This window comes from Stenotrophomonas sp. HMWF023 (genome assembly GCF_003060985.1).
In the GTDB taxonomy this organism is placed as follows: domain Bacteria; phylum Pseudomonadota; class Gammaproteobacteria; order Xanthomonadales; family Xanthomonadaceae; genus Stenotrophomonas; species Stenotrophomonas lactitubi.
Genome location: NZ_QAIJ01000157.1, coordinates 1 through 6204, shown reverse-complemented (window position 1 = coordinate 6204; position 6204 = coordinate 1). Strand labels below are relative to the sequence as shown.

At 65.0% G+C, this 6204-nt stretch carries 6 protein-coding genes; 1 reads left to right on the top strand and 5 read right to left on the bottom strand.

Features of this window, described 5'->3' with window-relative positions; genetic code table 11:
- Positions 1-207 precede the first annotated feature (207 nt).
- Both DBR20_RS08600 and DBR20_RS08595 read right to left on the bottom strand, forming a co-directional pair.
- Positions 208-432 (bottom strand): CstA-like transporter-associated (seleno)protein, encoded by a 225-nt coding sequence (locus DBR20_RS08600; protein WP_089236433.1) that lies wholly within the window; start codon positions 430-432, stop codon positions 208-210.
- Positions 432-2513, bottom strand: coding sequence for a carbon starvation CstA family protein (locus DBR20_RS08595; protein ID WP_108265884.1), 2082 nt, complete (start codon positions 2511-2513; stop codon positions 432-434). The genes DBR20_RS08600 and DBR20_RS08595 overlap by 1 nt, the downstream gene beginning before the upstream one ends.
- Positions 2514-2783: 270 nt before the next feature.
- On the opposite strand from DBR20_RS08595, the gene DBR20_RS08590 reads away from it, so the two are divergent.
- Positions 2784-3635: a pirin family protein gene (locus DBR20_RS08590; RefSeq protein WP_108265883.1), complete on the top strand. Its 852-nt coding sequence runs from the start codon at positions 2784-2786 to the stop codon at positions 3633-3635.
- 84 nt (positions 3636-3719) lie between these two features.
- Here DBR20_RS08590 and DBR20_RS08585 read toward each other — a convergent pair whose 3' ends face one another.
- The 3 genes from DBR20_RS08585 to DBR20_RS08575 all read right to left on the bottom strand — a co-directional run bounded on the left by DBR20_RS08585 (position 3720) and on the right by DBR20_RS08575 (position 6079).
- On the bottom strand, positions 3720-4178 hold the full coding sequence (locus DBR20_RS08585) for a hypothetical protein (RefSeq protein ID WP_108265882.1): 459 nt from the start codon (positions 4176-4178) through the stop codon (positions 3720-3722).
- Between the two features lie 196 nt (positions 4179-4374).
- Positions 4375-5094 carry an aquaporin Z gene (gene aqpZ / locus DBR20_RS08580; protein ID WP_108265881.1) on the bottom strand — a complete coding sequence of 240 codons (720 nt, stop codon included), beginning with the start codon at positions 5092-5094 and terminating at the stop codon, positions 4375-4377.
- Positions 5095-5215: 121 nt separating this feature from the next.
- Entirely contained in the window at positions 5216-6079 is an 864-nt protein-coding gene (locus DBR20_RS08575; RefSeq protein WP_108265885.1) for a pirin family protein, read from the bottom strand.
- Positions 6080-6204 lie beyond the last annotated feature (125 nt).

Below are 6204 nucleotides of genomic sequence, written 5' to 3'. Positions count from 1 at the left end.
CCGTAAACCCGTCCATGGGGGCTCGATGGCGCCATGGATGGCGCCATCGAGCCCCCATGGACGGGTTTACGGCGTGTCCTGCAAGCCCACACCGCCCCGCCAACCAAACAGAAACCCAGAGCCGACGCTTCGGCCGTTGCAGTTGCAGTTGCAGTTGCAGTTGCTTCTGCGGGCGCCGGGCTGCAAGCCCGGCACCCACCTCGAACTTCAACAGCAGCGCCCGCCGTTGCGCCCGCCATACCGCGCTTCCTGCCGCTCGCGGAAGAACGTCTTGTAGTCCATCGGCTCGCGGTCCGGATGCTTCTCCCGCACATGCCGCACATAGTTGTCGTAGTCGGGAATGCCGCAGCACAGCCGTGCCGTCTGCACCAGGCGTCGCCATAGGCGGCGATGCGCCTGGTACTGCCCCACTGGAACCAGTTGCGTACTCATTACAGGTCCACCATTTCATGCGGCTTGAGGGCCACGTACGGGGTCTCGCGGTCGCTGCGCTGCGGATTGCGGCGCGCCGCCACGATTGTCTTGATCGAATACACCAGCACCGACGCCACCACCAGCAGGAACAGCGTGGTCAGACCCGTGTTGACGTAGGCATTGACCACGATCTGCTGCATCTGTGCGACCGACTTCGCCGGTGCGGTGATGGTGCCGCTGGCCAACGCGTCCTGGAACTTGTGTGCCTGGGCCAGGAAACCCTGCGCCGGGTTGCTGTCGAAGATCTTGATGAAACCGGCGTAGGTGGTGCAGATCAGCAGCCACACCGCAGGTAGCGCAGTGACCCACGCGTAACGGTCACGCTTCATCTTGAACAGCACCACCGTACCCAGCATCAGCGCGATGCCCGCCAGCATCTGGTTGGAGATGCCGAACAACGGCCACAACGTCTGGATGCCGCCGAACGGATCGACCACGCCGGTGTACAGCAGGTAGCCCCACAGCGCCACGCAGCCGGCCGTACCGATGATGTTGGCGGTCCACGACTCGGTCTTCTTCAGTGCAGGAATGAAGTTGCCGAGCAGGTCCTGCAGCATGAAGCGACCGGCGCGGGTGCCCGCATCCACAGCGGTGAGGATGAACAGTGCTTCGAACAGAATGGCGAAGTGGTACCAGAACGCCATCATCGCATCGCTGCTGCTGGGAATCGCCTCATGCAGGATCTGCGCGATGCCCACCGCCAGGGTGGGCGCACCACCGGCGCGGTGCAGGATGGTCGGTTCACCGATGGCTGCGGCCGTGGCCGTCAGCTGTTCGGGGGTGATGGTGAAACCCCAGGTGTTGGTGATGTAGTGCGCGGCCGACGCTGCATCGGCACCGATCACTGCTGCCGGGCTGTTCATCGCGAAGTAGATGCCCGGATCGATGATCGAAGCGGCCACCAGTGCCATCACGGCCACGAACGATTCCATCAACATGCCGCCGTAGCCGATGTAGCGCATGTGCGCTTCATTGGCCAGCAGCTTCGGTGTGGTACCCGAAGAAATCAGTGCATGGAAACCCGACACCGCGCCGCAGGCGATGGTGATGAACAGGAACGGGAACATGCCGCCCTTCCACACCGGGCCGTCGCCGCTGGCAGCGAACTGGGTCAACGCCGGCATCTTCAGTTCCGGCATCACCACCAGGATGCCGATGGCCAGCGCGATGATCGTGCCGATCTTCAGGAAGGTCGACAGGTAGTCACGCGGTGCCAGCAGCAGCCACACCGGCAGCACCGAGGCGACGAAACCGTAGCCGATCAGCATCCAGGTGATCTGGGTGCCGGTGAAGGTGAAGGCCGGTCCCCAGGTCGGGTCTGCCGCCACCTTGCCGCCGAACCAGATCGCGGCCAGCAGCAGCACCAGGCCCACCACCGAGATCTCACCGATCTTGCCCGGCCGGATGTAGCGCATGTAGACGCCCATCAGGATCGCGATGGGCATCGTGGCGATCACCGTGAACATGCCCCACGGGCTTTCCGCCAGCGCCTTGACCACCACCATCGCCAGCACGGCCAGGATGATGATCATGATCAGGAAGGCACCGAACAACGCGATGGTGCCGGGCACCTGGCCCATCTCCTCGCGCACCAGGTCACCCAGTGAGCGGCCGTTGCGCCGGCTGGACAGGAACAGGACCATGAAGTCCTGCACCGCGCCGGCCAGAACCACGCCGACCACCAGCCACAGCAGGCCGGGCAGGTAGCCCATCTGCGCGGCCAGCACCGGGCCGACCAGCGGACCGGCACCGGCAATGGCGGCGAAGTGGTGGCCGAACAGCACGTGCTTGTTGGTCGGTACGTAGTCCAGGCCATCGTTGTTGATCACCGCCGGGGTGGCCCGGGTCGGATCGATCTGCATCACCTTGTCGGCGATGAACAAGCTGTAGAAGCGGTAGGCGACCAGGTACAGCGATACCGCCGCCACCACGATCCACAACGCATTGATGTGCTCACCGCGTCGAAGTGCCACCGTACCCAGGCAGAACGCGCCGAGCAGGGCGAGGGCCGCCCAGCCTATTTTGGAAAAACCTTTCATGAGGTGCTCTCTCCCGGAAAGACAGGCAAAGAGTCCCGCGTGCCCTTGGCAGGGTCAATGTGCACGGGACCATTCAGCGGTAGTACTTTGGTCGTACATGGGTGTGGCAGGTAGGCGATGTTCCCTCGCTGCCCACAACGCAGGCGGTGCCGGCGTGCGGACATGACATGCGGCGAACACCAGGGATGGAACAATCGGTTGCGATGACATCCATTGGCGTTGCGCCCTGCAGCGTCCATTTTTACTGGCATCCATCCAACAGGAGTCACCATGAGCCTTCCCGAGCCGGTCCGCGTCCTGCGCACCATCCGTGGCATGCCCACCTCCGACGGTGCCGGTGTTCGCCTGACCCGGGTCATCGGCGGTCCGTCGCTGCCCGACCTCGATCCGTTCCTGCTGCTCGATGAATTCGGCACCGATCGTGCCGAGGACTACATCGCCGGTTTCCCGGAGCATCCGCATCGTGGTTTCGAGACCGTTACCTACATGCTCGATGGCCGCATGCGGCATCGCGACAATCACGGCAACGAAGGCCTGCTGACCCCGGGCAGCGTGCAGTGGATGACCGCCGGCCGTGGCCTGGTGCATTCGGAGATGCCCGAGCAGGAAAGCGGGCAGATGCGCGGCTTCCAGTTGTGGGTGAACCTGCCGGCGCGCGACAAGATGACCGCGCCGAAGTACCAGGAATTCGCTCCCGAAAAGATCCCGGTGGTGCGACCGGCCGAAGGCGTGCAGGTCAAGGTGATCGCCGGTACGGTCGAGGGCACGGCGGGCCCGATCGCGCAGCCCGCCACCGATCCGCTGTATCTGGATATCGAACTGGCCGCCGACCGCGCCTGGACCTATGCGCTGCCGGAAGGCCACAACGCGTTCGTCTATGTGTTCGAAGGCGGGCTGACAGTGGGCGAGCAGGATGCTGCGCGCGACGTGGCCCGGCAGGAACTGGCGGTGCTGGGCGGCGGCGAGCAGCTGCATGTTTCGGCAGGTGCTGAAGGTGCGCGGTTGATCCTTGTGGTGGGTCGTCCGCTGCGCGAGCCGGTGATGCGCCACGGCCCGTTCGTGATGAACACCCGCGAAGAACTGATGCAGGCCTTCGTTGATTTCCAGGAAGGCAGGTTCTGAGGAATAGCGCCGGGCCATGCCCGGCGGATGCCCGGCGTGCCGGATCCTGCGGGGACGCTGCAATGCAGTCATCCCCGCAGCCTCTCAGCGGCCGTCGGCCACGGCAGAGGGCGTCAGGTTCATGCCCTGCGCAAGCTGCTGCAGTGTGCCCAGCTCCTGGGAGGTGTCGGGATACAGCGCGATCTGCGCGTAGCGGCCCTTGTCCAGCTTGACCACGCTGATGCGGCGCTCGGCATAGCCGGGCGGCTGCTGGCCGCCCAGATCCGGCTGGTACCAGTACATCGATTCACCGGCAAAGCTGCCCTTTTCCTGGCGCAGCGAGCGGGTCAGCGGAATGCCCGGATCGCGCTGGCTGAGCATCAGGCTCAGTACCTCGCGACCATCGCCGGTGGCCGCACGGCAGACCAGGAAGCCGGACTGTGCCTGCTGCTGCCATTGCAGGCCGCTGCTGGCGGGCAACGAAGGACATTCGACCGGGGCCTGCGCACAGGCAGACGCCGCAACGAACAGCAGGCTCGACAAAACAACAGGCGCGAACTTCATGCATCCCCCAAGGTGGCGTGTCGTTGGCACCGCCGGTGTCACCGGCGGCCGAGGCATCCCATCCCCGGATGCCGTCCTGCCCGGCACAAGCACGGGCGGATGACCAGACCTTAACGGAACGTGAGCGATCGCACAAATCGCGGTTACATCCGTAACCATTGCGGCCGAAGGTCGGCCGCAATGGCACGGTCACGGCTCAACGGTCGTTGCCGATCCACTTGTAGATGATGCCGCCGATCGCGCCGCCCAGCAGCGGGGCGACCCAGAACAGCCACAGCTGGCCGGTGGCGCCGCTGCCGGCGAAGAAGGCCACCGCGGTGGAACGGGCCGGGTTCACCGACGTATTGGTGACCGGAATGCTGACCAGGTGGATCAGGGTCAGGGCCAGGCCGATGGCCAGCGGCGCGAAGCCTGCCGGCGCCTTGCCATGGGTCGCGCCCATGATGACGATCAGGAACACTGCCGTGAGCACCACTTCGCACAGGAACGCGGCCGCCACGCTGTAGCCACCGGGCGACAGCGCACCATAGCCGTTGCTGGCGAACGCACCGGCCTGGCTGCCATCAATGGCGAAGCCGCTGGCACCGGAAGCGATCTGCAGCAGGATGAAGCCGGCCAGCAGGCCGCCGGCCACCTGGGCGATGATGTAAGGGATCAAGTCCTTGGTCGGGAAGCGGCCGCCGGCCCACAGGCCTACGCTGACTGCCGGATTGAAGTGCGCACCGGAGATATGGCCGAACGCGTAGGCGCCGGTCACCACGGTCAGGCCGAAGGCCAGCGCCACGCCGAGGAAACCGATACCCAGCGGATTGCCGTCGCCACCGAACTTGGCGGCCAGCACCGCACTGCCACAGCCACCCAGAACCAGCCAGAACGTGCCGAGGAACTCGGCGGACAAGCGTTTACCCATGCTCATGTGTTGCACTCCTTTGACGGTCGAAAGTGTGATTTATGTCACATTTCAGTGATCAGCGGGTGACTGTAGCGTCAACGCCGGGTGCAGGGATACACCCTCGGATGTGTGCAACACGCGATGCTCAATGCTCGGGCAGGGGAATGAATTCCTTGTCGTCGCCGGGAATGGTGCCGAAACGCCCGGCTTCCCAATCGTGCTTGGCCTGCTCGATACGTTCCTTCGAACTGGAAACGAAGTTCCACCACAGATGGCGCGGGCCATCCAGCGGCTCGCCGCCGAACAGCATCGCCTTCACCGGCGTCTTCGCGCGCAGACGCCCGCGCGCACCCGCTTCGGGAATCACCAGGTGCTGGGCGGGAATGTCCACGCCATCCAGTTGCGCTTCGCCCTCGAGGATGTACAGCGCACGCTCGCGGTGACCATCATCGATGTCGATCTCTGCATCCGGGTCGAGATCGATCGCTACGTTGAGCGTATCGGCGAACACCTGCACCGGCGATTCCTCGCCATAGGCGCGTCCGGCGATCACCCGCAACCAGGCGCCGTTGCGACGCTGCTCGGGCAGGGTGGCAGCCGCATGGTGGTAGAACGCCGGTTCGATTTCCTCATGCGACTTCGGCAACGCTACCCAGGTCTGCATGCCGTGGATCGGATTGTCATGGTCGCGGTCCAGTTGTGGCGTGCGCTCGGAATGGGCGATGCCGCGGCCGGCGGTCATCCAGTTGACGTCGCCCGGGCGGATCACCTGGTCCGAACCCAGCGTGTCGCGGTGGCCGATGGCGCCCGACCACAGATAGGTGACGGTGGCCAGGCCGATATGCGGATGCGGGCGCACGTCGATGGCCGTACCGGGGTGCATGAGTGCCGGGCCCATCTGGTCGACGAACACGAACGAGCCGATGCTGCGGGCCTGCAGGGTGGGCACTGCACGGCGCACTTCCAGGCCGCCGATGTCGTGTACGCGCGGGGCGATGATGGTGGTCATGCGGGCGTTCTCGCTGGCAGGGATCAAGGCGGTCAGCATCGCATGCTGCCGTTACGGTGGCATTCCCCGTTCGGGTAACAGGTTGTTCCAGCCAACGGCGCAGCCCCTCGTGGCTGTTGGTTGGC